This window comes from Arthrobacter sp. STN4, assembly GCF_024539665.1.
GTDB lineage: Bacteria > Actinomycetota > Actinomycetes > Actinomycetales > Micrococcaceae > Specibacter.
Genome location: NZ_JAKZGX010000005.1, coordinates 45,537 through 68,554 on the forward strand (window position 1 = coordinate 45,537; position 23,018 = coordinate 68,554).

Here is a 23,018-nt window from a genome sequence, read left to right on the forward strand (position 1 = left end):
GGTCCACATGTTAGCGGCAACTACAAGGACCGCAACAGAAGTGGTGCTACCTGCTTTTTCCCGTGCGGTACCTGCTTGTGGAAGGGTTACAGCTGCTCCGGAGCCTGGCCCGGCCCGGTCTCGCCCGGCCCTGACTTGTCGTGGGCCGGCAGCAGCGCGCCGGCGGCTCCCGCGCGCTCGGCCTCCAGGCGGTCCGCCTCCTCGCCGCCAACCGCCTCGCCGCGGGCCACCATGCCGGCGGTGTCCGAGAGTGGGATGACCTTCATGGTCAGCGCCAGGATGAGCGCGATGGCCATGAACGGGATCAGGTACCAGAACACGGGCGCCAGCGAGTTGGCGTAGGCGTTGATGATGCCGTCCTTGACGGCCGGGGGCAGCTGCGCCAGCGCCTGCGGGTCCAGCGTGGCCATCGACTTGCCGGCCTGCTCCGGGGACGCCCCGGCCTGCGTGAACAGTTCCGTGAGGGAGTTGGCCAGGCGGGTGGTGAACATGGCGCCGAAGACGGCCACGCCCAGGGCGGAACCAACCTCGCGGAAGTAGTTGTTCGTGCTGGTGGCGGTGCCCAGCTGGGCGGCGGGGACCGAGTTCTGCACCACGATGACCACGATCTGCATGATCAGGCCCAGGCCGGCACCGAACACGAACAGCTGGGCGCAGATGACCCAGATGGGCGTGTCGGCGGACAGCGTGGTCATCCACCACATGGTGACAATGGTCAGCACTGAACCGGCGATCGGGAACATCTTGTACTTGCCGGTCTTCGTCATCCGGATGCCGGACCAGATGGACGTTCCCATCAGGCCGGCCATCATCGGCAGCATGAGCAGTCCGGATTCCGCGGCGGAGGTGCCCGAGGACATCTGCAGGAACGTGGGCACAAACGCCAAGGCGGCGAACATGCCCATGCCCAGCACGAAGCCGATCGCCGTGGAGTTGAGGAAGATGGGGTTCCTGAACAGCGCGAGCGGGATGATCGGGTCCTCGGCGCGGGCCTCGGTGAAGATGAACAGTGCGACGGCGGCGGCCAGGCCGGCACCCCAGCTCCAGGTGGTCAGCGACGTCCAGCCGCCGGCCTTGCCGCCAAAGTCGGTGAAGAAGATCAGGCAGGTCGTGGCGATGGAGAGGAACACCACGCCCATGAAGTCGATCTTCATCGTCGCCTTCTTGTTCGGCAGCGTCAGGGTGAAGAACGCGATCACGAAGGCGATGATGCCCACCGGGATATTGATGTAGAAGCACCATTCCCAGGTCAGGTGGTCCACGAAGTAGCCGCCCAGCAGGGGACCTGCCACGGCGGCCAGGCCGAAGATGGCACCGAGCGGGCCCATGTACTTGCCGCGCTCGTTGGCCGGGACGATGTCCGCGATGATGGCCTGTGAGAGGATCATCAGGCCGCCGCCGCCGAGTCCCTGGACGGCGCGGAAGACCACGAAGCCCCAGAAGCCGGTGGCGAAGGCGCAGCCCACGGAGGCCAGCGTGAAGATGGCGATGGCGGCCAGGAACAGGTTCCGGCGGCCCAGGATGTCGCCGAACTTGCCGTAGATGGGCATCACGATGGTGGTGGCCAGCAGGTAGGCGGTGGTGATCCACGTCTGGTGTTCCACCCCGCCCAGCTTGCCGACGATGGTGGGCATCGCGGTGGAGACGATGGTCTGGTCGAGGCTGGAAAGCAGCATGCCCGCGATGAGCGCGGAGAAGATGATCCAGATCCTCCTTTGGGTCAGCAGGAGGGGTTGCCCTGCCTTGATGGCGGTGCTCATCTGGTCCCTTCATAGGTCAGATCGGAATAAACAAAGAATTGCCGGGCCTGGGCCAGGTGGCCGGCCAGGATGTCGCGGTACTGCAGGGTGTTGCCCTCGGAGAAAAACCGGTGGCTGGCGCGGCGGGACAGGTTGCCGAACAGGCCTGCCACCAGCAAGGCGACCGGGTCATTGGGGGCAAGGCCCTCCCGCTGGGCGATGATGTCCGCAAAGTCGTGCTCCCGGGATTCGGCGCTGCCCATCATCTTGATCATGAGCTGGGGTTCCACCTTCATGACCTCGATGAGCGCGTGGACGTTTTCCCGCGTGAAGTCCATCTCATCGGCCATGGCGCACGTCAGCTCGAACAGGTCGCGCAGCAGGTCCCGGCTCAGCCCTTGCGGCCCGCGTTCCGCGCCCGGCCCGGCGCTGCCGCCCGGTCCGGCGCTGCCGCCTGCCAGGAAGGCCGCCAGGGCATCGGCCGGGAACTCGTCCAGCAGGTGCCCCACAATGGCGTCTTCCTTGGACGGGAAGTAGTTGAAGAACGTCCGGCGGGAGATGCCGACGTCCTCGCACAGCTGCTCAACCGTGTAGCCGTTGAGTCCGCGCGTCGCGGTAAACCGCCGGGCCGCCGAGGTGATGGCGGACCGGGTTGCCTCGCGCTTGCGTGCACGGAGTCCATGCACGCCACAAATATTTGCACTTTCAGTCACAAAGTAAAAGTTTGCACTATTTAAGTAAAGGTGCAAAATTGTCGAAGGGTAGCATTCGTCACCCCATGCAGGGGAAAGTACGACGGCGGCGTGCCATGCCGTCCGGGGCGGGTGAAATTTCACCCGCCGCCAGCAGCCTGGCACGCCCTCACCGCGCGGGTGAGGAAGAGGAGAGGTTACTTGGGCGCGCGGGTCATGGCCATGACGTCCAGGCCCTGGTCCAGCTGCTCCATGGTCAGTTCGCCGCGGTCCACGAAGCCCAGGGCCAGGACGGCTTCGCGGATGGTCAGCCCTTCCTTGATGGCATGCTTGGCGATCTTGGCGGCGTTCTCGTAGCCGATGTACTTGTTCAGCGGGGTCACGATCGAGGGGGAGGCTTCGGCCAGGAAGCGGGCGCGCTCCACGTTGGCGGTGATGCCGTCCACCATCTTGTCCGCCATGACGCGGGCCGTGTTGGTCAGCAGGCGGATCGACTCGAGCAGGTTCGCGGCCATGACCGGGATGCCGACGTTGAGTTCGAAGGCGCCGTTGGTGGAGGACAGGGCGATGGTGGTGTCGTTGCCGATCACCTGGGCGGCGACCATGATGGCTGCCTCGCAGATGACCGGGTTGACCTTGCCCGGCATGATGGAGGAGCCCGGCTGCAGGTCGGGGATGGCGATCTCGCCCAGGCCGGTGTTGGGGCCGGAGCCGAGCCAGCGCAGGTCGTTGGCGATCTTCATGACCGAGTACGCAATGTTGCGCAGCTGGCCGGAAGCCTCGATCAGCCCGTCGCGGTTGGCCTGGGCCTCGAAGTGGTTCCGGGCCTCGGTGATCGGCAGGGCCGTGTCCTCGGCCAGCAGCGCGATGACGCGCTGCGGGAAGCCGGCCGGGGTGTTGATGCCGGTGCCCACGGCGGTGCCGCCCAGCGGGACCTCGGCCACGCGCGGCAGGGAGGACTCGATGCGCTCAATGCCGTACCGGAGCTGGGCCTCGTAGCCGCCGAACTCCTGGCCGAGCGTCACGGGCGTGGCATCCATGAGGTGCGTGCGGCCGGACTTCACCACGTCCTTGAACTCGTCGGCCTTGCGGGAGAACGACGCCGCCAGGTAGGTCAGGGCCGGGATGAGGTCGTTGAGCAGCGCGTTCGTGGCGGCAACGTGCACCGAGGTGGGGAAGACGTCGTTCGAGGACTGCGAGGCGTTGACGTGGTCGTTCGGGTGGACCACCTTGTCGCTGCCCTTTGCCTTCAGCGCCCGCGTGGCGAGTTCGGCAATGACCTCGTTCATGTTCATGTTCGACGACGTGCCGGAGCCGGTCTGGAAGACGTCGATCGGGAAGTGGCCGTCAAACTCGCCGGCGGCAACGCGCTCGGCGGCGTCGGCAATGGCGTCCGCCAGGTCGGCGTCAATCACGCCGAGGTCCTCGTTGGCACGCGCGGCAGCCTTCTTGATCCGGGCCAGCGCCTCGATGTGCGCCCGCTCCAGCGTCTTGCCCGAGATCGGGAAGTTCTCAACGGCGCGCTGCGTCTGGGCGCGGTAGAGGGCGTTGACCGGGACCCGGACCTCGCCCATCGTGTCATGTTCAATACGGAACTCTTGTGCGGTGGCCGCGGCAGTGTCAGTCATGCTTCCTACCATATCGCCGCCGCGCATGCTCCCAAAAACCCGGCCACCGTGTTAAGGAAAGGACGACGCCGGAACCCTGGGCTCCGCCGTCGTCCTACCTTGCGCCGGGGCCGGCCTAGTGCGAGATGGGGCCGTTGCTGTACACGAGGTCGGCGCGGCCCTCGTCGAGGCGGTAGGTCAACCCGACGACAGCGGTCTTTTGCCGTGCCACGGCGTTGGCGATGATGGGGGAGTTTTCCACGAGGCGCGCGGCGGTCTGCTTCACATGCTCCTCCACCATGGAGTTGACGTCGCTGTCCTTGTCCTTGCGCAGGGAGGCCAGCACCGAGGGGGTGATGCGCTCAACGAGGTCGCGGACGAATCCGGCCGGCATGTCCCCGGTCGCCACGGCGCCCTTGGTGGCCGTGACGGCGCCGCAGCTGTCGTGGCCCAGGACCACGACGAGCGGGATGCCCAGGTACTCGATGCCATACTCAAGCGAGCCGAGCGCGGTGTTGTCGATCACATGGCCGGCGGTGCGCACCACAAAGGCGTCGCCCAGACCCAGGTCGAAGATGATCTCGGCGGCCAGGCGCGAGTCCGAGCAGCCAAAGATCATGACGAAGGGGTGCTGGGTGGCCAGCAGGGACGCGCGCCGGGCAGCGTCCTGGTTCGGGTGCGAGGCGCTGGCCTCCACGAAGCGGCGGTTGCCGTCCATGAGGGTGGTCCAAGCCTCCGCGGGGGTGTGCGGGGTGGAAATTGCGTTGATGTTGCCGTCTTCGCCGCCAGTCATGATTTTGCGTCCTTTGCAGTCGAGGTGGATGCCGCCGTGGAGGGATGCGCCTGGGCACCGGTGGAAGCAAGTGCAGCCGCGGCCAGGGTGTCGAAGTCCTTGAACTCGGCCGCCCCGGTCAGGACAATGGTGGTTCCGCCGACCTTGAGCACCAGGCTGCGGTCACCTTTAGGTTTATCACGCAGTTCCCAGGTGTGTCCGGAAATGGTGCGCGTGCCCGTCACGGCGGCGTCTTCCGCCTGGGCGGCGACCCAACTCGGGTTGGCGTCCGCGGACTGCCGCAGCGCAATGAAGGTGTCGTCGGCGGTGACAAACCCCACATCCCAGTAGGCCACGCCGTCGGCCCCGGCAGCGTTCCACCGGGCGTAGTTGGCGTACCAGCCGGACGGCAGCTTGGGGGTGGCCGGCTGGAAGCCCGCGGGGTCCGCGGCATTGGCGGCGATGGCGGCCACATCCACCGGCTGGCGGTAGGAGGCGGCGTCGCGGTGCGGGTTGAGCCACACAATGGTCAGCACAATGGCGAAGGTGGACAGCACAGCCAGCAGCATGCCGATCATGGAGGCGTTGGCCCGCTTGGCGGCGCCCGGGGAGATGACGGGCTTGACCGGGGCGTTCTGGGGGGAATCAGTCACGCCTCCATTCTCCCAGAAAATTCCTCCGACGACGCCGGGCGCCGGCGCCGTGGCCCAGCTCACGTTTGGCCTGTGGGCAGGTAATGCGGTGTTACACACGGGCCCGGCGGGCCTCGGTGCGCCTATGATTGATGGAGTAGGTGTCCATACGGGAGGGGCGTGCACCGTGGCACGCGGTGACCCTGTTCCTACTTCACATAATGAGGTTTTTACGTGGCTCAAAAAGCATCACAACTAGACTTTTCCCAGCTCTCCCGCTCCCTGGCAGTCGGTGACGACGAGCCGGACCGCAACCTCGCACTGGAACTGGTCCGGGTCACCGAGGCGGCCGCCATTGCCGGCGGCCACTGGGTTGGCTTCGGCGAGAAAAACCTGGCCGACGGCGCCGCCGTCGACGCCATGCGTTCCCTGCTTTCCACGGTCCACTTCAACGGCGTTGTGGTCATCGGCGAAGGCGAAAAGGACGAGGCCCCCATGCTGTTCAACGGCGAAATGGTGGGTGACGGCTCGGGCCCCGAGTGCGACGTCGCCGTGGACCCCATCGACGGCACCCGCCTGACCGCCATGGGCATCAACAACGCCCTGGCCGTGCTGGCAGTGGCCGAACGCGGCACCATGTTCGACCCCTCCGCCGTGTTCTACATGGAAAAGCTGGTCACCGGGCCGGAAGCCGCCGACATGGTGGACCTGCGCCTGCCCGTCAAGCAGAACCTGCACCTGATCGCCAAGGCCAAGGGCGTGAAGGTCAACCAGCTCACCGTCATGGTCCTGGACCGCGACCGCCACCAGCCGCTCATCCAGGAAATCCGCGACGCCGGCGCCCGCACCAAGATCATCCTCGACGGCGACGTGGCCGGCGCCATTGCCGCCGCCCGCGCAGGCACCGGGGTGGATGCACTCATGGGCATCGGCGGAACGCCCGAGGGCATCGTGGCCGCCTGTGCCATCAAGACCCTGGGCGGCGTCATCCAGGGCCGCCTCTGGCCCACTGACGACGACGAGAAGCAGAAGGCGCTCGACGCCGGCCACGACCTGGACCGCGTTCTGTCCACCAACGACCTGGTCACGAGCGACAACTGCTACTTCGCCGCCACCGGCATCACCGACGGCGACCTGCTGCGCGGTGTGCGTTACGACAAGGGCCGCGTGCTGACCCAGTCGATCGTGATGCGCTCCAAGTCCGGCACCGTCCGCTTTGTCGAGGGCGAGCACCAGGCACACAAGTGGGAGACCTACGCCCGCCGGTCCTAGTACCCGCCGGCCGGGCCTGTCGAGACCCTGATTTCGGCAGGCCCGGCCGCGGGCGGCCTTTGGCGTCTCCTTTGCGTTACCTGTAAAAATGCCGGCTCCGCCGCGGGATCGGGTCCGGGCGCCGTCAGCCGGTAGGGTTGAAGCATGACTTTGAGTGTTGTGCCTTGCCATGTCCGGGAGCAGTGGGATTCCGCCGTCAACAGCCAGCAGGGGCACCCCATGCAGCTGTGGGGTTGGGGCGAAACGAAGGCCGCGCACAACTGGAGCGTTGACCGGGTGTTCGTCAAGGACGCGGCCGGCGCGCTCGTCGGATCGGCCCAGATCCTGCTGCGCAAGCTGCCGTTCCCCTTCCGGTCGCTGGCCTACCTGGCAAGGGGACCACAGGCCGCGGCGGGCCGGGAGATCGCGGTGCTTGACGCCGTCGCACAGCATGTGAAGACCGTCCACAGATCCGTGGCGCTGAGCATTGAACCTGACTGGGACGTCGCCGCCCTGCCCACGGCAGGGCTGCCGTCGGCCGGGTGGCAGCGCAGCGACAGCACCATCCTGATCCCGCGCACCCTCATCCTGGACCTGAACCGCAGCGAGGACGAACTCCTGGCCGCGATGTCCAAGAAGACGCGGCAGTACATCCGCAAGTCGGGCCGGGAGGAGCTGGCGTACCGGGCCGTCACCGCCGCCGAGCTGCCGCAGTGCCTGGCCGTGTACAAGGAAACCGCCCGGCGCGCCAACTTCGGCATCCACGCCGACGGCTACTACCTGGACATTTTCAACAACCTGGGCGGGGGCTCACCCGTCTACGCAGCGTTCGACGGCGGCACCGTCGTCTCCTTCCTGTGGCTGGCGGCCAGCAACGCCACCGCGTTTGAGCTGTACGGCGGCATGACCGACGCCGGCAGCAACCTGCGCGCGAACTTCTCGCTGAAGTGGCTGGCCATCCAGGAGATGAAGGCCCGCGGCATTACCCGTTACGATTTCAACGGCCTGCTCAACGACGGCGTCTCCAAGTTCAAGTTCGGCTTCGCGGACCACGAGGACATGCTGGCCGGAACCTGGGACAAGGGGCTGTCGCCGCTGTACCCCGTGTTCGCCAAGGCGCTGCCGCTGGCCCGCAAGGCGGTACGGAAGGCCCGGGGCCTGCTCAAGCGGTAGTCGGCCGTGTCCGGGGGGGTGTCTTCCGGATTCGGCGGTGCAGGTAAAGCGGGCTGCGGCCTGGGCCCGAATTCGGCGGTGCAGGTAAGGCGGGCTGCGGCCTCGCTCCGAATTCGGCGGTGCAGGTAAAGCGGGCCGGTGGGCCGCCAACCCGCATGAGCTGCACCGTCAATTTTGGACCAGTGCGCCGGAAGGCTGGGTGTGGATAACTTTCGGCGGGATTTCCCTTTTTGCCGAAGAATTTGGGCATGGGACACCGACCGGAGCTGCCGCCACACCTGGCCATGCGGTCCTTCACCAGAAGTGAAGGGGCCCGCGGCGGCCTGACCATCAGCCGCATGCGGGCAAAGGACCTCTACGTACCCAGCCGCGAAATCAGGGTGCCCCTCGGAGCGCAGCAAAGCTATCGCGACCGGGTCCGGCCCTATACGGAGCTCGGGGTGGAGAACTATATCTCGCATACGTCGGCCGCCATCCTGCACGGGATCCCCATGCCGTATGTCCATGAGCAGGCGAGGTCGGTCCACCTGACGCGGCCCGCCGGAACCATGATCCCCCGGCGAAAGGGCGTCACAGGGCATAAGCGGGCCCTGTCCCCGGAAGAATGCACGCTGGTTGACGGGATTCCCGTCACCACGCCGGCCAGGACCCTTCTGGACTTGTCCGCGATTCTCACCCTGGGCGAGCTGGTGGCCGCTGCCGACCATCTGATCTGCGAGCACGACAGGGATTTCGAGGCCCCCAAAATTGCCATCGTTACGGCCGCCGGGCTCCGGGCCTACATCGCCTCCAAGCGGTTCATTCGAGGGCTGGGGAATGCACAGGCTGCCATGGAATTGATGAGGGTGGGCGTCGATTCACCCCCGGAAACCCGGTTGCGCCTGCTGCTCCAGCGGGCAGGCCTGCCGGAATTCACCACGAACCACAGAATTCCGGGCGCTCCAGGGGAACGGACGGTTTTCCCCGACCTTGCATGTGAAGAATTCCGCGTCTGCGGCGAGTATGAGGGCGAAGTGCACCTGACCCCCGAGAAACAGCTGTTCGACCGGAACAGGGACATGCGGACGGCTGCCCGTGGCTGGCTGCAGGTCAAGGTCTTCAAGAAGGACATGCAGCGCGGGGACGCCTGGGTGGCCGGAATGTTCAGAGAGGCTCTCCGGGAGCACGGATGGAACCCCGGGTAGTCAGGTGGGCATCAGTCCGGGAAACTGGCGGTGCAGCTTCGGTGGGTTGTGGGCCCGGATCGGATTCGGCGGTGCAGCTTCGGTGGGCTGATCGGCATTCAGCCCGCATTGCATGAACCATCGAATTCACAAGGCTGGAGGAAGGCCCCGGCAGCGCCCGCACCCGCCACAGGGGCTCAGCCGGCGCCGGGAAACCCGCCCGGCCCGCCGCAAATTCCCGGCAAGCTAGCCGGCCACCGTCACGGCGAAGACCACCGACGGCTGACCCGCGGCATCCACATGCGGGTGGACCATGACCGGATTTTCCACCGCCGGCACAAACACCGAGGCGCCGCGGGGGAGGACCATGTCGCCGCGGGGGGAGTCGAGCAGCACGGCGCCGGAGGCGGCCAGCACCACCAGCGGCCCGTTCTGCACCAGCGGCACCGGTTCGCCATCCGGGGCCAGTTCCACCCGCTGCAGCGCAAATTCCTTGAAGGGCGGCTCCCAGACCTGCTGACCCAGCTCGGTGGTGCGGACCGGCACAAACGGGACAGCGGTGGACTTGAAGTCCACGGTGGCCAGCAGCTCCGGCACATCCACATGCTTGCCCGTCAGACCGCCGCGCAACACATTGTCCGAAGACGCCATGACTTCCACGCACAGCCCGGACAGGTAGGCATGGATATTGCCGGCGGGCATGTAGACGGCCTGCCCCGGCACCAGCGAGACCCTGTTCAGCAGCAGCGAAATCAGCACGCCCGGGTCGCCCGGGTACTGCCGGGAAAGGTCGACGACGGTGCGCAGCGCCGGGTCCATCCCCCCGCCGGGCTCCTGCCGCGCCAAAGCCGCGGCGGCGAGCTCCACCAGGTCGCGGGCAGCATCCCCGCCGCCGATCAAGGCCTCAAACGCAAGGCGGATCACGGTGGGCTCGGCCATGCCCCCGCCCAGCGTTGAGGCAACCAGCGTCAGCAGTTCGGGCACCGGCGCACCGGAGGCGTCAATGGCATCGCCCACCGCCCGGAAAAGCGCCGCGGCCTCGCCACAGGGCCGGAAGCCGCACAGGGCCTCGAAGTCGGTCAGCGCGTAAAGCATTTCGGGCTTGTGGTTGTCATCCTTGTAATTGCGCTCCGCTGCGTTGCGGGGGATGCCGGCGGCTTCCTCCTCGGCAAAGCGCTGGCGGGCGCGCTCCAGCGTGGGATGCACCTGGAGGGACAGGGGCGCGCCGGCGGCCAGCAGCTTGGCCAGGAAGGGCAGCCGCGCACCAAAGGCGGCAGCGGCCTCGGCCCCCAGCATGGCGTCAGGGTTCGCGGCGATGAGCGCGTCGAGCGGAACGGGGCCGTCCGGGGTGTCGGCAATGGACGGCGAATCCGGGTGCGCGCCCATCCACAGCTCCGCCTCGGGACCGCCGCCGGGAGCGGTGCCCAGAAGCTCCGCGATGGCCGTGGCGGATCCCCACGGGTAGTCACGCAGCGTGTTGGTCAGCGCAAACATTGTTCACTCCTGGAATTGGCGGGGCGATCGGTCTAAAAGCAGGTTACCCCGGGGAGCAGGTGCCGTTGTTGGCTAGCAGCGCCACGAGCATGTCGGTGTTGCCGTTCACGGCCAGCTGCTGCAGGTACTGCTGCGTGATGGGCGGGGTGTTCGACGGCGTGGCCGGTGCGGCAGGTGCCTGGGCCGCCGTCGTCGCCGGGGCTGCCGGGGCAGCAGGAGCTGCAGGGGCAGCGCCTGCCGCCGGCGAGCCGGCTGCAGGCGCACTCCCCGGAGCGGACTTCTTCGGTGCGGCGGGGGCGGCAGGCTTGGGCGGCGGGGGGTTGAGCAGTGCCTGCACGCGCTTGTGGATCACACCGAAGTCGGGGTAGGTGGAGAACTCGACCGGGAAGTCCGGCGGCCCGATCGTCATCCGCTTGAGGTCGTGGCCCTTGGCCTTGAGTGCCAGCGAGACGAAGCTGCCCAGCTGCTGGGCGGGCAGGTCGGACTCGATGACCTTCGTGCCGGCGTCGGCGATGGCATTGAACTTGGTGAGCACCGTGGCCGGGTCCATCTGCTTGAGCAGGGCCTGCTGGATGCACTGCTGGCGCTGGCTGCGGGAATACTCCAGCACCCACTGCCGGGAACGGGCATACCAGAGGGCGTGGTAGCCGTCCAGGGTTTGCAGGCCGGGGTGGATCCAGCCGGTCGGGGGTTCGTGCAGGGTGGTGCCGGGAATGTCATTGCCGGTCAGCGGAACCCAGCCGCCGGCTTTGATTTTCACCCCGCCCAGGGCATCAATCAACTTGGAGAAGCCGGCCATGTCCACCAGCACATAGCCCTGGATCTTCAGGCCCAGCACTCCGCCAGCCGCATCCATCATGGCCGCCGCGCCGGGGTCGGCGGCGTGCGGGTAGAGGTCCTTGTGGTGTTCGGTGACGTCCGTGTAGAGGAAGTTGATGATGCAGTTGTCGCCGCAGTTGAAGCCGTCCGGGTAGGCCTTCCACAGGGGCGAACCGGGGGAGAACTGCGCGTTTTGCAGGTTCCGGGGGATGCTGATGGTGGCGGCCTGGCCGGTCTTGGCGTCCACGCTGACCACGATGATCGAGTCCGGCCGGCGCCCAATCCGCTGCGCACCGGCGTCGCCGCCCATGACCAGGAAGTTGTAGCGCCCGTCCACCGGCAACATGTCCGGCCCGGAGGCAAAAATGCTGCCAATGGCGTTGCGCCCCGTGTTCAGCAGGTAGGCGCCGTACCCGAGGCTGCCGCTGGTGGCCACCATGAGCACCACCAGTGCCGCCCCGACCATGCCGCGCATGCCCGGCGCCAGCAGCGAGGGCCGGATGATGGCCAGCGTATTCAGGAACATGACCGCCCAGCCCACGGCCGCGGCGGCGAGCAGCACCACCAGCACCAGGGACGTCAACGGGTTCGTGAAGAGGTTCAGCAGTTCCTCGCGGCTCACCAGCGCCAGTACGACGCCGGCAATCACCAAGGCCCAGGCCACCAGTGTGCAGCGCAGGGCCACGCGCCCCAGGCGCTTGTTCCCCGCCACGGTCTGGGCGCTGCCCGGCAGCACGAGGGTGAGCACCAACAGCAGCCAGGCCCGCTTGGAGCGAATGGGCGCCGACGCCGATTCCGGGTACCGGACGGGGTTGGTCAGCACCGGTGGCTTATCGGAGGCACGGGACACCTTGGGACTGCTGAAGCTCATACGGTTCCTTTATCCCTGTTCCGCCATGATGGCCAGGGGGTAGGCGGCACCGGCCTTCTCACGCAGGGCGGCACCCTTGGCGGAGGCCTGGCTGTTCAGTTCCTGCGCGAACTCGGCCAGCTTGCCGGCCAGCTGCGCCGCCAGCCCATCGGTGCCGGAGGCGAGCATGCGCACCGCGAGCAGCCCCGCGTTGCGGGCGCCGCCGATGGACACGGTGGCCACCGGCACGCCGGCGGGCATCTGGACGATGGACAGCAGCGAGTCCATGCCGTCGAGCGTTTTGAGCGGCACGGGCACGCCCACCACGGGCAGCGTGGTGACGGAGGCCAGCATGCCGGGCAGGTGGGCCGCCCCGCCGGCCCCGGCGATGATGACGCGCAGGCCGCGGGCGGCGGCGCCCTGGCCGTAGGCGATCATCTCGGCGGGCATGCGGTGGGCGGAGACCACATCGGTTTCGAAGGGGATGCCGAATTCGGACAGGGCCGCTGCGGCGGCTTCCATGACGGGCCAGTCGGAATCCGACCCCATGACAATGCCCACGAGGGGTGTGGTGTTCGTGCTCATGCTGGAAGTTCCTTACTGTCCGTCACGGATGATGTTTGCCACGGTGGTGGCGCGGGCGCGGACGGCGGCCACGTCGTCGTGCGGTGAGCCGATCACGTTGACGTGGCCGATCTTGCGTCCCGGGCGCACCGACTTGCCGTAGCTGTGCACCTTCACGGTGGGCTCGGCGGCGAGGGCCTTGGGGTAGGCGCTGAAGAGGTCCTGGTTGGCGCCGCCGAGGAAGTTCTTCATGACCACGATGTCCCCGAGGGCGTCGGTGGCGCCCAGCGGCAGGTCCAGGACTGCGCGCAGGTGCTGTTCAAACTGGCCCGTGATGGCGCCGTCCATGGTCCAGTGGCCGGTGTTGTGGGGGCGCATGGCCAGTTCGTTGATGAGGTAGCCGGGGGAGCGGCCGGGCGTTTCAAACAGCTCGGCGGCCATGACGCCCGTGACGCCGAGGGCCTCGGCAATGCGCAGGGCGGCGGATTCGGCGGCGGCCTCGACCTCGGCAGGCAGCTCCGGGGCGGGGGCGATGACTTCGTCACAGACGCCGGCCACCTGGATGGACTCGGCCACGGGCCATGCCCTTGCGTCGCCGGAGGGGGTGCGGGCCACGAGGGCTGACAGTTCGCGGGAGAAATCGACCATCTCTTCGACCAGCAGCGGCTTCATCGCCTCAAACCAGTCGGCGGCGGAGGCGGCGTCCGCGGCGCTGCGCAGCACCTTGACGCCCTTGCCGTCGTAGCCGCCGCGCGGCATCTTCAGCACCACCGGCCAGCCGTTTGCCTCGCCAAAGGCGTGGATGTCGGCCACGGAGGCGACGGCGGCCCAGGCGGGGTTGGGCAGGCCCAGCCGCTCAATCGCGGCGCGCATCACGAGCTTGTCCTGGGCATTCACCAGGGCGTCCGGGCGGGGCTGGACGTTCACGCCGTCGGCAATCAGCGCCTGTAGGTGCTCGTTGGGCACGTGTTCGTGATCAAAGGTCAGCACGTCCACGTCCCTGGCAAACTTCCGCAGCGTCTCCAGGTCGCGGTAGTCGCCCACGGGGGCGTGGGCCACTGCGTCCACTGCGGACACGTCCTGCGCTTCGGCCAGGACGTGCAAATGAATACCGAGGGCCACGGCCGCCGGGGCCATCATGCGGGCCAACTGGCCGCCGCCTACAACACCGATTACTGGAAAAGTCACGGTCCCAGAGTACCGAAGGTGCGTGGCGATTCCTGCTTTTGCGTTTTTGCGGAGGCCGGTTCCCGGCATTCTGCCAGCTTTCCGGGGCCTGTTTTGCGTGGGCCGGGCGTGCGGCGCGCCGTAGAATTTAAGCTGACGGGGGGCATTCCCTCGGGTTATTGCGCCAATTTGCAGCGCCACACGCACCACGGAGGACCATTGTTCAAGGCAATCACGGCACGCATCAGGGGCCTTTTCGGCCTGTTTTGGCGTGAAGTGGCCAAATTCGGCGTCGTGGGCGGCGTGGCATTTGTCATAGATTCAGGCATTTACCTCTGGCTGCTCAACGGTTCCATGGCGGGGCATCCCACCAAGGCCAAGATCATCTCCGCCGTGGTGGCCACCGTGTTCTCCTGGGTGGCCAACCGCTACTGGACGTTCCGCCACCGCCGCCAGGCGAACATGCTGCGCGAAGCCACCATGTTTGTGGTCATGAACTTCGTCGGCATTGCCATCGCCGGGGCGTGCGTCTATGTTTCCCACTGGGTGCTGGGCTTTGAATCCACCACCGCCGACTTCATTGCCGGCTCCGTGGTGGGCCTGATCCTGGGCACCATCTTCCGCTTCTTCGCCTACCGCTTTTGGGTGTTCACCGAGGAACTGGACACCGAGCCCGGCTTTGAGCACGACCGCCAGATCCTCGAAACCGAGCCCAACGCCTGATTTCCGTCCTTAGCCGCGGGTGACGTTTTCCGTGGCGCGCAGGCGGTCCGTGGCTTCCGCTGAGGGGTCCAGCAACACAATGGACCCGCCGTGTGCCCACGTGGCCAGCGCCTCACGGACGACGCCGTCCCATCCGTTCCGCGCCTCCAGCAGCACCCGCTGTGGCCCGGTCGCGTCCGGCCCGGTCGCGTCTTGCCCGTTCGCGTCCTGGGCCACAGTGGGCGCGGGCAGCAGCTGGGCGAAGGTCGCCGTGCCGGCGGACGTTTCCCATGCAGGGTCGTCACCGGCGGGTTCGTCGTCGGGGAAGTGGACGTCGGCGTGGGCCCTGACTTGGCCGGAGTAGTCCACGGCCCCATCGGGCAGCGCACCCGTCCAGCGCATGGCCAGGGCGGGCAGCGCCACCGCCACCAGCAGCGGGTTGGGGCCGGCCGGGCCGGAACCGCCTTCTGCGGTCAGGGCCGCACGCGCGGCAGTGATGCTGCCGGCCGCGGCAACCGGATCCGTCGTGGCCACAATGTCCGCCCGGCCGAAGCCAAGGGGCACGTTGCCGCCGTCGGCGCCTTCCCCGGCGTCGCCGTCGCCCGCGCCGCCGGCCGAGCCGCCAACCACGGCCGTTGCGCCCACGGCCCAGGTGGCCAGCAGCCACACGAACGACCGCCAGTGCACGGGCAGGTCCAGGGCCACCACGGTGCCGGGTCCGGCGTCGAGCTCGTCAGCCAGGAAGTTCGCGGTCTTGGCCACCCAGTTGTCCAGGACCCGGCCGGAGAGTTCCACGCGTTCGGAATCGGGTCCGTACCAGGTCAGGCGCGGCGCGGTGGGGTTCAGCGTGCGCAGGGCGTTCAGGAACTGGGGGACGGTGCTGGGGATCTGGGCCATGGAACCGATCTTTCCATGCGGGCGGGAGAATCGCGCCATGCCTGCCTGCGGACCGGCCGCGGACCGGACGCGGACCGGCCCCGGCCCGGACGCGGACCGGACGCGGACCGGCTGCGGCCCGGCGCCGGCCGGCCGCATCGCTGTGGCCCCGCCGCTCCCGCGGCCACATTCCCGCCCTTTTAGTCCGCCGATTGTACAAAAGCAAACTGCAGCGTGAAATGCGTCACATGGCTGTCATGTCCGACACGCCGAAACTCGCGAAATGCCGCGGAAATTATCAGGAAATTCCCAGTTGGGGGATCAAAACCCCCGCCCCTCTGCGCGTGTCGGCGTTAAATTCCCGGGCGTGGCGCGCAGCTTGTACGTGCAGGTAACTGGATATGATCGCCCTCCCGCTTGACGAACGGAGACTTACACGGATGTAATTAGACGCACGAACCGCTGCCGAAGGTGCAAGGGGCCGCACATGGCGGACGCTTCGGCCGTGGCAGCCAAGACGGCAACATTCAGGAGGACGACCATGGGGCAAGCGCAGCTGAGTGTAGAGAATGACCGTGACGGATCTGTGCAGGCGCAGGCCGCCACGCAGTACCGGTTGAAGGGCGTGCCGGCGGACTGGTTTGTGGACCCGGCGGACCCGCAGGCCGCAGCCGGCCACGAGGCGGCCGGCCGCAACTCCCTCGAGGATGCAGCCACCGCATTCCTGCGGGCACATGAATCCGAAAGCGGCAGCGGAGGGTCTGGTGCTGCGGCACGGGAAATCTGCGTGGCCGAACCCGTATGGATTGGATTCCGGCCCGGCCTTGACGACTTCAGCGGCGAAGGTGAACTAGGCTGGCAGACGGACGCGTTGTGTGCACAGACAGATCCGGAGGCATTTTTCCCGGAGAAGGGCGGCTCAACCCGCGACGCCAAAAAGGTGTGCGGCGCCTGCAACGTCAAGGCACAGTGTCTGGAATACGCTCTCGCCAATGACGAGCGGTTTGGAATCTGGGGCGGCCTGTCCGAGCGTGAACGCCGGCGGCTGCGGAAGCGAGCGGTCTAATTCTTGAAGCAGTAAAAGTCACTGCCGTTTTGGTTGCCCACAACGGCGGTGCCTACCTTCCCACGGTCTTAAGCGCCCTGGCGGCCCAAACGCGCCAGGCCACCTCCGTCCTGGCCGCCGACGTGGGCTCCACGGACAATTCCGGGGAACTGCTGCGCCGGGAGCTGGGCGAAGGCAGCGTCATCAACTTCGACGGCCGGCGGGGCGGCTACGGCGCCGCCGTCAAGGCAGTGCTGGACTACCAAAGGATGCGTGCCGGGCAGGCCGTGGTCCCCGTCGGCGCCGGTGCCCCCGTCCCTGCCGGACCGCCTTCCACCCCTTCCCGGCACGACGCCGGAGCCCCCTCCGCCGGCACCTCCCGTGCCGTCGTGGCGGACTCCGCCGCTCCCGCGCTGGCGGCCGCCGATCCGGACCCGGCCACCTTGACGGCGTCGAGGTATGAATGGATTTGGCTGCTGCAGGACGACGCCGCCCCGGCCCCGGACGCGCTGGAACGGCTGCTGGACGCCGTCGAACGCTCCACCACCGCCACGGTGGCCGGGTGCAAGCAGCTCGACTGGGACCAGCCGCGCAAGCTGGTCGACGTCGGGCTGAAGGCCAACAAGTGGTTTGACCGCTTCGCCCTGGTGAACCTTGACGAGCTGGACCAGGGCCAGTACGACGGCCGCACCGACTTCTTCGCCGTGAACGCCGCCGGCATGCTGGTGCGCCGCGACGTCTGGGAGAAGCTCGGCGGTTTTGACCCGGCCATCCCCGGCCCGGGCGACGACCTTGACTTTTGTGCCCGGGTCCGCCTGGCCGGGCACCGCGTGCTGGTGGTGCCCGGGGCGAAGGTTTTCCATGTGGTGGACCGCGACCACCCGTTGGGATCGCCCGTTGCCGCTCGCAAGGCCGCAATTTTTACCCGCCTCAAGCACGCCCCGCTGTGGCAGCTGCCGTTCCTGGCGGCCGGTGCCGTGCTCTCGGCCGTGTACTGGCTTTTCGCCGGCTTCCTGCTCAAGGCGCCGGGACACGCGGTACAGATGTTCGCCGCCACCTTTGCCGGCCTGTTCCACCCGCTGGCCCTGGCCCGCAGCCGCCGCGCGCTGGCCCGCAGCCGGGTGCAATCACGGTCTGCGCACAAGGGCCTGACGGCCACGTCGGCCGAGGCCCGCAACCAGCTGAAGTCCCTGCGTGAAGCGGTGGGACCCGACGAGGAGGCGGCCGGGCCCGCCCAGGCTGCGCCGTCGATCCTCGAACCCACCGGCGACATCCACCACGAGGCGGTCACGCCCCTGGCAACCGGCCGCACGGCGCCCCTTGTCAGTGCCGTTGGGCTGGTGCTGTTGCTGGCGGTGCTCTCGCTGGTGGTCCTGGGCCGCCTGATCGGGGCCTCCGCCCTGACCGGTGGCGGGCTGCTGCCGGTGTCCACGCAGCTGGGCGCCATCTGGCAGCACGCCACGGACTGGTGGGTTTCCCTGGGCTCGGGCCTGCCGGGCCGCGGCGACCCGTTTGACTTTGTGCTGTGGATCCTCGGTGTCATGGGCTTTGGCAACGGCTCCGCCGCCGTGCTGTGGCTGGTGCTGCTGGCCATCCCGCTCTCCGCCTTCACCGGCTGGCTGGCCGCCGGGGCGTTCTCCCGCCACCGCTGGCCGCGCCTGGTCGCCGGGCTGGTCTGGGCCGGGGCGCCAGTGCTCCAGGTCGCGATGGGCCAGGGCCGGCTGGGAGCCCTGCTGGCGCATGTGCTGATCCCGCTGGTGGTGCTGGGCCTGGTCCGGGCCGCCGGCGGTGCCGTCGGTGCCGGCGGCACCACCGAGCCGCTGGCCGGTGGCCGCACGGACCGGGCCCGGGGCGCCGTGCAGCCGGGCACCTCCGGCGCGGCACCGGACGCCGCTGCCACGCTCCGCCGGCCCCTGACGGTGAAGCTGGGCCGGCCCGGCGTGGACCGCACCCCGTCATGGACGGCCGCCGCAGCCGCCGGCCTGGCCCTTGCCGCCGTCACGGCCGCAGCCCCGAGCCTGTTTGCGCCGGCCATTGTGGTGGTGCTGATCTGTTCCGTGTTGCTGGGCCGCCGCGGCAAGACGATGTGGTGGTCGCTGGTGCCGCCCATCGCGTTGTTCCTGCCCTTCGCCTGGTCCGCCAGGTCCAATCTGCGGGCGCTGCTGGGCGATCCGGGCGTGCCGCTGGCCGGCCACTCCGGCCCGGCCTGGGAGCAGCTGCTTGGTTTCCCCAACGCCGTGGCCCCGCTGGCGAAGCTGTTTGGCGGCACCGCTGCCGCCGCCGGGGACGTCTGGACGTGGGCGGCCGTGCTGCTGGTCGGTGCGCCCGTGGTGGTGGTGGCGTTCATCGCCCTGCTGGCGCCGCTGCGCCGCGCAGGCACTGTCCGCACCCTGTGGCTCGTGGCCCTGCTGGCCCTGGCCACCGCCTACGCCACGAGGCTGGTGGCCGTCTCCCTGGACGGCAGCACCCTGGCCACCCCGTTCAACGGCCCGGCCGTTTCCGTGGCCCTGTTCGCGCTCCTGGGCGCCGCGCTCCTGGGGTTCGACGCCGTCCACCGCCGCGCCTTCGACCCGGCCGAAAGCGGCGGAACCGTTGCGGGCCGGGCCAACAGCGGCGGGTCGGCCCATGGCGGGAGCCGGACCACCGCCGTCGTGCTGTCTGTGGTGTTGGTGGCGGCGCCCATCGCCAGCCTGGGGCTGTGGACGGTCAACAGCCTGAACGGCAACACGCCCGGACTGGCGGGGGCATCGCTGGTGGCGCCGTTGGACAACGGCTCCATTCCGGCCACCGCGGCCGACCGCGGCACGGGACCGGAGGCCAGCCGCACCCTGGTGCTGCGCGTGCTTCCCGCCGGCGGGGTGCAGGCCACGCTGATGCAGGGGTCGGGCACCACGCTGGATTCCTTGTCCACCATTGCCGCGGCCGCGGACATCACGGGTGCGCCCGGGGCGGAAGCGGTGCGTGACCCGGATGCGGCCACGGCCATGCTGCGCACCACCGTGGCGGCGCTGATGGCCAAGTCCGGCGTGGACCCCCGGCCCGAATTCCTGCAGCTCGGCGTGGGCTTTGTGGTCCTGCAAAAGGGGGACACGGCCGCCGAGCTGGTGGCCGGCGAGCTTGAGGCCGTGCCCGGCCTGGACACCGTGGGCCCCACGGAGTCCGGCTGGCTGTGGCGCGTGCAGCCCACGTACCAGAAGACCGGCGCCACCGACGTGGTGAACCGTGTCCGGCTGGTGGATGCCCAGGGCGCCGCCGTGGCGCCGGTGGCCTCCAACGGCACGGGCGTGGACACGACCGTGCCGGCCGGGACTGCCGGGCGCCGCGTGGTCCTCGCCGAACGGTTCGACCAAGGCTGGCAGGCGCAGCTCGACGGCAAGGACCTGAAGGCCGTGCAGGACGGCTGGTCGCAGGCATTTGAGCTGCCGGCCGCCGGCGGAAAACTTCACATTCGCTACGTCGAGCCCTGGGCGGCCGTGTTGGGCCTGGTGCAGGTCGTGCTGCTGGGGCTGACCCTGCTGCTGGCCATCCCGGTGCGCGCACGCCGCGGCCGGGCCGGCGCATACCGCGACGAGGCATCATTGCACAAGGTAGGTAGAGGTGTCTGAGGACCAGAAGAACAAGGACGGCAACGCTCCCGCGCAATCGGGGGTGGTTTCGGGTGACGCTCCCGCAATTGCCGCCGCCGGGCAGGGAAAGCCTGCGAAGGCCTCAAAGCGCGCGAAGCCAGCCGCCGCGCCGGAACAAGCCGCCAGCGCGGCGAAGCCTGGCCGGGCGCCGCGCCGGAAGGTCCGCCCGCGTGCCCGCCGCTGGCCTGCCGTCCTGGCCGGATCGACGACGGCGGCCCTCGCCGTGGTTGCCGTGGCTGCCGGCAGTGCCCTGCCGGGCTTCGACGCCACGGCCACCGTCAAACCCCGCACCGAGGTGCTGCCCGTCGGCGTCACACTGGCCAACTGCCCCGGCCCCACGCAGCTGCTCTCCGGGTCCGCGGCAGGGACGGACCCGCAATTTTCGCCGAACTCCTCGTCCACCAAGACGGTGCTCAACGCACTGGCGCTGAGCGATGCCAACGGCGTTGTCCCTGGCACTTCGGTGTCCTCCCTGGGATCGAACGCGAAGGAGCTGTTCAGCGTTTCGCCCACGCCCACGGCGCCACCGGCGTCCCCAGGCGCCTCCGCCCCAGCCACGCTGGCGCCCCTGACGGGAGAGGCGAAGGCGAAGGCCGCCGTCGTACGGGATGAAGCGATGGGCACACCCTCGGTGCTCAAGGCGCTGCCCTTCGCCGGGCAGCGTGCGCGCAGTGCCGGCTCGGTGGTGGTGACGGCTGCCGACGGCGACCTCCGGGGGCTGGCCGCGGCGACGTGCCAGACGCCGTCGAACGATTTTTGGCTGACCGGTGCGAGCACCACCGTGGGCCGCACGGCCGTTTTGACGCTGGCCAACTCCACCCAGAGCTCGGCAACCGTGTCCCTGGACCTGTTTGGTGCCTCCGGCCCCATCCAGGCGCCGGGCGGCAAGTCGCTGGTGATTGCTCCGGGTGCCGTGCAGTCCGTGGTGCTGTCCGGCCTGGCGCCTGACCAGCAGCAGCTGTCGGTGCACGTCAGGAGCGTAGGGGGAGCCGTCAGCGGCACCATCCAGCAGTCGGTGCTGCGCGGGCTGACCCCCGGCGGCGTGGATTTCCTGCAACCGGTCGAGGGGCCCGCGGCGAGCACCGTGATCCCGGGCGTGCAGGTGCAGGACCCGGCCGCCGCCGCCAAGATCAGCGCCCAGGACGGCTATTCGGACGCCTCCACAACCTTGCAGGTCACGGTTCCGGGTGCCACGGACGCCGTGGTTGCGGTCAAGGCGTACGGGCCGTCCGGCCAAGCGGCACTCCCCGGCGGCGGCGTGTTCACGGCCCCGGCCGGAAAGGTCAGTTCGCTGCCGCTGGCCGGACTGCCGCAGGGCACCTACTCGCTGAGCGTGACGTCCGATTCCGCCGTGGTGGCCGGCGTCCGGCTGGCCAATTCGACAAAGCCGGGCAGCGCCGTCGACCTTGCCCTTGCGCCGTCCGGCAGCAGGCTGGGTGTCAACCACCTGGCCACGCTGCCCGGGGGAGTGGCTTCCAGCTTTGCCTTCACCGCGCCCACCGGAGCCGCGGCCATTACGATGGTGCCCGTTTCCGCCACGGGCGTGCTGGGATCGGCCAGGACCATCAACCTCAGGGCCGGGGTCACGACGGTTGTGGATCCCGCCGCGCTGCTGGGCAAGGACGCCGTGGCCGCGCTGGTTTCGGCGGCGGGCGAGCCGGCCTACGGCACGCAGCTGCTCGGGACCAAGGGGTCGGCCAACATTGCCGTGCTGCCGTTCGCGGGCACCGGTGCGGAGTCGCACACCCTGGCGATCTCGACGGGGTACTGAGGGTCAGCTGCCGCCGCGCCGGAACCGCCCAAACAGCGGATCCACCCTGTCCGGGTCAATGTTCAGCACTCCGGCCACCTGCTCGATGAGGACCTCGTGGACCAGTTCGCGCACCTGCCCGGGGGAGTCGCAGAGCGCCTCGACAGGGTGGCGGTAAATGACAATCAGCGGATGGCCGGCCTCCGTCACCATGGTGTATTTGCCCAGCGGGGCCTGCTCGCCCGAGGCAATGAGCGCCTCCAGGTTGTCCGGCACCTCTTCGACAAGGTATTCCACGCCGGCCAGCTGCGCACTCCACAGTTCGCGGAGGCGCTCGGCGGAGTCCACCACCAGGTCCTCGAACTTTTCGCTGCGGGTCCGTGCCCCCGGCAGCCCGGGCAGCATGATGGGCCCGCGCAGCCCCCGGCCGTGGCGGTTGCGCCGGCGCCGGTCAAAGGGGCGTCCGGGCGCGGCAGGGCCGTCGGTGAACGAGACGCTAAAACCTGGTTCCGGGGCATTGGACTGCATCATTTCACTCTAGTTCACGCCGGCAAGGTGCGCCGCGGCGGGAATATCCGCTCAAAACGGGTAATCTTGGGAATCGTGGGAACCCTTCGTCAATGCACCCGATCCGCCTGCCGCGAGCCGGCCGTGGCCACCTTGACGTATGTCTACGCCGACTCCACCGCCGTCCTTGGCCCGCTGGCAACCTTCGCCGAACCGCACTGCTACGACCTGTGCTCCAAGCATTCGGCCCGGCTCACCGTCCCGCGCGGGTGGGAAGTCATCCGGCTGGCGCGCTCGGACACACCCCCGCCGCCCGGGCCCGATGACCTGCTGGCCCTGGCGGACGCCGTGCGTGAGGCCGCCAACGCCGACCCGCACGACGCCGGACCCGCCCCCCAGCGCGAGGCCCGCCCCACGCTGGAGCGCCCCAGCGGAGCCCCGGCCACGGGACGCCGCGGCCACCTGCACATCCTGCGGGACTGACCGCCCGCCCCCCAACGCTCGGTTGCAATCGGGGGTGTTTTTCCCGACGCTCCCGCACTCCCTCCCAGTCACGGGCAGCCCCAACGAACGCTCGGTTGCAACCGGG

Annotated in this window: 19 protein-coding genes; 8 read left to right on the plus strand and 11 right to left on the minus strand. The window is 68.8% G+C overall.

All coding sequences use genetic code 11. From position 1 onward, the window contains the following. Positions 1-86 precede the first annotated feature (86 nt). The 5 genes from MMF96_RS05700 to MMF96_RS05720 all read right to left on the minus strand — a co-directional run bounded on the left by MMF96_RS05700 (position 87) and on the right by MMF96_RS05720 (position 5,463). Positions 87-1,760 carry an MDR family MFS transporter gene (locus tag MMF96_RS05700; protein WP_256882847.1) on the minus strand — a complete coding sequence of 558 codons (1,674 nt, stop codon included), beginning with the start codon at positions 1,758-1,760 and terminating at the stop codon, positions 87-89. Continuing rightward, positions 1,757-2,425 (minus strand): TetR family transcriptional regulator, encoded by a 669-nt coding sequence (locus MMF96_RS05705; protein ID WP_256882848.1) that lies wholly within the window; start codon positions 2,423-2,425, stop codon positions 1,757-1,759. The genes MMF96_RS05700 and MMF96_RS05705 overlap by 4 nt, the downstream gene beginning before the upstream one ends. Before the next feature lie 203 nt (positions 2,426-2,628). Further along, positions 2,629-4,059, minus strand: a complete 1,431-nt coding sequence (locus MMF96_RS05710) for a class II fumarate hydratase (RefSeq protein ID WP_256882849.1) — start codon at positions 4,057-4,059, stop codon at positions 2,629-2,631. A gap of 115 nt (positions 4,060-4,174) precedes the next feature. Beyond that, entirely contained in the window at positions 4,175-4,798 is a 624-nt protein-coding gene (locus MMF96_RS05715) for a carbonic anhydrase (RefSeq protein WP_309145222.1), read from the minus strand. A gap of 29 nt (positions 4,799-4,827) precedes the next feature. Beyond that, the gene (locus MMF96_RS05720; protein ID WP_256882850.1) at positions 4,828-5,463 is read right to left on the minus strand and encodes a DUF4245 domain-containing protein; all 636 of its coding nucleotides are present in this window, start codon (positions 5,461-5,463) and stop codon (positions 4,828-4,830) included. A gap of 213 nt (positions 5,464-5,676) precedes the next feature. On the opposite strand from MMF96_RS05720, the gene glpX reads away from it, so the two are divergent. From glpX to MMF96_RS05735, 3 genes are all read left to right on the plus strand, one after another. Beyond that, positions 5,677-6,714 (plus strand): class II fructose-bisphosphatase, encoded by a 1,038-nt coding sequence (gene glpX, locus MMF96_RS05725; RefSeq protein ID WP_176617275.1) that lies wholly within the window; start codon positions 5,677-5,679, stop codon positions 6,712-6,714. Between the two features lie 144 nt (positions 6,715-6,858). Beyond that, positions 6,859-7,866: a peptidoglycan bridge formation glycyltransferase FemA/FemB family protein gene (locus MMF96_RS05730; RefSeq protein ID WP_256882851.1), complete on the plus strand. Its 1,008-nt coding sequence runs from the start codon at positions 6,859-6,861 to the stop codon at positions 7,864-7,866. A 248-nt stretch (positions 7,867-8,114) separates the two neighbouring features. Then, entirely contained in the window at positions 8,115-9,050 is a 936-nt protein-coding gene (locus MMF96_RS05735; RefSeq protein ID WP_256882852.1) for a hypothetical protein, read from the plus strand. Between the two features lie 225 nt (positions 9,051-9,275). On the opposite strand, the gene manA is transcribed toward MMF96_RS05735, so the two are convergent. From manA to MMF96_RS05755, 4 genes are read right to left on the minus strand one after another with little or no spacing between them, the layout of a single operon-like run. Next, positions 9,276-10,523, minus strand: a complete 1,248-nt coding sequence (manA, locus tag MMF96_RS05740; protein WP_256882853.1) for a mannose-6-phosphate isomerase, class I — start codon at positions 10,521-10,523, stop codon at positions 9,276-9,278. 43 nt (positions 10,524-10,566) lie between these two features. Next, positions 10,567-12,213, minus strand: coding sequence for an LCP family protein (locus tag MMF96_RS05745; RefSeq protein ID WP_176617271.1), 1,647 nt, complete (start codon positions 12,211-12,213; stop codon positions 10,567-10,569). A gap of 9 nt (positions 12,214-12,222) precedes the next feature. Further along, positions 12,223-12,777: a 5-(carboxyamino)imidazole ribonucleotide mutase gene (gene purE, locus MMF96_RS05750; RefSeq protein WP_256882854.1), complete on the minus strand. Its 555-nt coding sequence runs from the start codon at positions 12,775-12,777 to the stop codon at positions 12,223-12,225. 12 nt (positions 12,778-12,789) lie between these two features. Then, complete coding sequence (locus tag MMF96_RS05755) at positions 12,790-13,944, minus strand: 5-(carboxyamino)imidazole ribonucleotide synthase (protein ID WP_256882855.1); 1,155 nt, start codon at positions 13,942-13,944, stop codon at positions 12,790-12,792. A gap of 198 nt (positions 13,945-14,142) precedes the next feature. Here MMF96_RS05755 and MMF96_RS05760 point away from each other — a divergent pair, with 198 nt between their 5' ends. Continuing rightward, positions 14,143-14,646 (plus strand): GtrA family protein, encoded by a 504-nt coding sequence (locus tag MMF96_RS05760; RefSeq protein ID WP_218063144.1) that lies wholly within the window; start codon positions 14,143-14,145, stop codon positions 14,644-14,646. Between the two features lie 9 nt (positions 14,647-14,655). Here MMF96_RS05760 and MMF96_RS05765 read toward each other — a convergent pair whose 3' ends face one another. Next, on the minus strand, positions 14,656-15,522 hold the full coding sequence (locus tag MMF96_RS05765) for a TIGR03089 family protein (RefSeq protein WP_256882856.1): 867 nt from the start codon (positions 15,520-15,522) through the stop codon (positions 14,656-14,658). Positions 15,523-16,042: 520 nt separating this feature from the next. On the opposite strand from MMF96_RS05765, the gene MMF96_RS05770 reads away from it, so the two are divergent. Genes MMF96_RS05770 through MMF96_RS05780 form a run of 3 tightly spaced genes read left to right on the plus strand, consistent with a single transcriptional unit; the run spans position 16,043 to position 21,943 of the window. Then, positions 16,043-16,567, plus strand: coding sequence for a WhiB family transcriptional regulator (locus tag MMF96_RS05770; protein ID WP_256882958.1), 525 nt, complete (start codon positions 16,043-16,045; stop codon positions 16,565-16,567). A gap of 29 nt (positions 16,568-16,596) precedes the next feature. Next, entirely contained in the window at positions 16,597-20,151 is a 3,555-nt protein-coding gene (locus MMF96_RS05775; RefSeq protein WP_256882857.1) for a glycosyltransferase family 2 protein, read from the plus strand. After that, entirely contained in the window at positions 20,144-21,943 is a 1,800-nt protein-coding gene (locus MMF96_RS05780; protein ID WP_256882858.1) for a DUF5719 family protein, read from the plus strand. Before MMF96_RS05775 ends, MMF96_RS05780 begins: the two co-directional genes overlap by 8 nt. Before the next feature lie 3 nt (positions 21,944-21,946). On the opposite strand, the gene MMF96_RS05785 is transcribed toward MMF96_RS05780, so the two are convergent. Further along, the gene (locus MMF96_RS05785; protein ID WP_256127926.1) at positions 21,947-22,453 is read right to left on the minus strand and encodes a metallopeptidase family protein; all 507 of its coding nucleotides are present in this window, start codon (positions 22,451-22,453) and stop codon (positions 21,947-21,949) included. Positions 22,454-22,525: 72 nt separating this feature from the next. On the opposite strand from MMF96_RS05785, the gene MMF96_RS05790 reads away from it, so the two are divergent. Beyond that, a complete protein-coding gene (locus MMF96_RS05790; RefSeq protein WP_256882859.1) occupies positions 22,526-22,912 on the plus strand; it encodes a DUF3499 domain-containing protein in 387 nt (128 codons plus the stop codon). The last annotated feature ends 106 nt before the right edge of the window (positions 22,913-23,018 follow it).

What these genes read in the sequence shown, in the direction of transcription:
- MMF96_RS05730 (WP_256882851.1), top strand. Translation starts at nt 6,859, where the DNA reads ATGACTTTGAGTGTTGTGCCTTGCCATGTCCGGGAGCAGTGGGATTCC.
- MMF96_RS05765 (WP_256882856.1), bottom strand. Translation starts at nt 15,522, where the DNA reads ATGGCCCAGATCCCCAGCACCGTCCCCCAGTTCCTGAACGCCCTGCGC.
- MMF96_RS05785 (WP_256127926.1), bottom strand. Translation starts at nt 22,453, where the DNA reads ATGATGCAGTCCAATGCCCCGGAACCAGGTTTTAGCGTCTCGTTCACC.
- MMF96_RS05770 (WP_256882958.1), top strand. Translation starts at nt 16,043, where the DNA reads ATGGGGCAAGCGCAGCTGAGTGTAGAGAATGACCGTGACGGATCTGTG.
- manA (WP_256882853.1), bottom strand. Translation starts at nt 10,523, where the DNA reads ATGTTTGCGCTGACCAACACGCTGCGTGACTACCCGTGGGGATCCGCC.
- MMF96_RS05745 (WP_176617271.1), bottom strand. Translation starts at nt 12,213, where the DNA reads ATGAGCTTCAGCAGTCCCAAGGTGTCCCGTGCCTCCGATAAGCCACCG.
- MMF96_RS05735 (WP_256882852.1), top strand. Translation starts at nt 8,115, where the DNA reads ATGGGACACCGACCGGAGCTGCCGCCACACCTGGCCATGCGGTCCTTC.
- MMF96_RS05710 (WP_256882849.1), bottom strand. Translation starts at nt 4,059, where the DNA reads ATGACTGACACTGCCGCGGCCACCGCACAAGAGTTCCGTATTGAACAT.
- MMF96_RS05700 (WP_256882847.1), bottom strand. Translation starts at nt 1,760, where the DNA reads ATGAGCACCGCCATCAAGGCAGGGCAACCCCTCCTGCTGACCCAAAGG.
- purE (WP_256882854.1), bottom strand. Translation starts at nt 12,777, where the DNA reads ATGAGCACGAACACCACACCCCTCGTGGGCATTGTCATGGGGTCGGAT.